2 protein-coding genes are annotated in these 1,802 nt (G+C 39.3%); both read left to right on the top strand.

Annotated elements, in window-relative coordinates; translation table 11 throughout:
• The first annotated feature begins 218 nt into the window (after positions 1–218).
• Positions 219–1,430 carry a cardiolipin synthase gene (cls, locus tag BVI01S_RS21780; protein WP_061811540.1) on the top strand — a complete coding sequence of 404 codons (1,212 nt, stop codon included), beginning with the start codon at positions 219–221 and terminating at the stop codon, positions 1,428–1,430.
• Positions 1,431–1,544: 114 nt separating this feature from the next.
• The gene (locus BVI01S_RS21775) at positions 1,545–1,724 is read left to right on the top strand and encodes a hypothetical protein (protein ID WP_034759848.1); all 180 of its coding nucleotides are present in this window, start codon (positions 1,545–1,547) and stop codon (positions 1,722–1,724) included.
• The last annotated feature ends 78 nt before the right edge of the window (positions 1,725–1,802 follow it).

Raw genomic sequence — 1,802 nt, 5'->3', positions numbered from 1 at the left:
ACTCCATTAAAAGCAACAATATTTACTGACAGATCCGAACAAATTCGATTTTCAAAAAATGAATTTCGAACATCATTCAGATTTTCTTTTTTGCTAAATACATTTGCCCACCTTTTTATTGCTTCTCATTTAGCCTGTTCATCGATAAACTTTGCCCACGGATGTATAGTCCTTCCCTATAAACAAAAGCTATCTATACCATGAAAGGGGGGATTCTCGTGTTGAAGAAAATAATAATAGCCATGATGGCCGTGACTGCGATATCCGTGGTATTGATTCTTATCATGCAATGGGATGTAAAACAAGGTGTGAAAAACTATACGAGAACCCACCCGATGACAGAAACCCTTTCAAGTAAAGCTTCAATTGACGTTTATAATACAGGAAAAAGCTTTTATCAAAACCTTTTTAAGGATATTGAGTCCGCTGAACAATATGTTTGGATCCACTTCTTTATCATTCGGGATGACGAAGTCTCTCAAGAGTTTTTTGATGTATTGACAAAAAAAGCTCAAACGGGTGTGGATGTCCGTCTATCTGTTGACTTTCTTGGGTCAGATATTCAGAAAAAGTCCATCAAGAGGCTGGAAAAGGCCGGAGTAAAGGTTACGAAAAGCAGACCCATTCAATTTAAGAATATTTTCTATTCCCTTCACCATCGGAACCATCGCAGGCTTATTTCCATTGATGAAAGCATTGCCTATATTGGAGGATTCAACATGGGGGATGAATATCTCGGAAAAGATCCAAAGCTTGGCTACTGGAGGGACTACCATATTCGGTTGGCCGGCGATGCGGGGAAAAAAGTATATAAACAGTTCAAAAAAGATTGGACAGAGGACGGTGGCGAGAGTATAAAGAGTGCTCCTCGACCATACACGTCAGCAAGCTCTGAAGGCAGTGTTCATTTCATTTTTTCTACTGGAGATCCTCTTATTGAAAGAACCATTGACTGGATAAATGAAGCAGAAACGAGTGTGACCATCACAACCCCATATTTTATCCCCAACAATAAGCTTATCACCGCATTGAAAGATGCAGTGAAGAGAGGGGTCGAGGTGAATATCCTTGTACCGGATGATACGGATGCCTGGTTCACCAAACCCGTTAGTTACAGAATAGAAAAGAGCCTTTTAGAAGAAGGAGTGAAATTATATCTGTATCAAAAGGGGTTTTTTCACGGTAAGGTGATGGTTGTAGATCATGCATGGGCCGATGTAGGGACAGCCAATTGGGATCCGCGCAGCTTTTACTTAAATGATGAGAGCAACTGCATCATTCGGGACGAAAAAGTGGCGAAACATTTGGAATCCCTAATTGAAAATGATATGAAGGATAGTGAAAAGCTGACCATGGAAGCTTTCGATGAGCTGCCCTCCTGGGAAAAAGCCTTACAAAAGACACCCCCCTGGCTTTATTATTACTTCTAGTTCAATCTGGATTCATGATGTACGGAGGTAAAAATTTTTGTTGAATAAGAAAATATGGTAAAGTGTTCTCATATAGTTTAGATATAAACACCTTAATAAAGAAAGGGATTGTCCATGAGCGAGCTCTTGTTTATAGCTTTGTTTGTTCTTTCGTTAATGGCATTTACGTTTTTTAATGTGTCAAAGAAGAAACATGTTTCAAAGTATCACAAGTCGATAGCAGTCACAATTGTCATCTTCTCTGTGATCGGCATGATGTTGGCGGTCCTTCTTTACCTTCCGAACGCTTCTTAGAAAACGGAGAATACTGAAAAAGCAAAAGACACAAGAGGAAGGTCTCACGTGTCTTTTTTTTTGGTTCTATAATATTTG

It is taken from the genome of Rossellomorea vietnamensis NBRC 101237, assembly GCF_001591825.1.
GTDB classification, from domain to species: domain Bacteria; phylum Bacillota; class Bacilli; order Bacillales; family Bacillaceae_B; genus Rossellomorea; species Rossellomorea vietnamensis.
This window is presented reverse-complemented; position numbering and strand designations above follow the sequence as displayed.

Bases quoted from the DNA above. Each gene is read 5' to 3' on its own strand.
- BVI01S_RS21775 (WP_034759848.1), top strand. From the start codon at position 1,545: ATGAGCGAGCTCTTGTTTATAGCTTTGTTTGTTCTTTCGTTAATGGCA.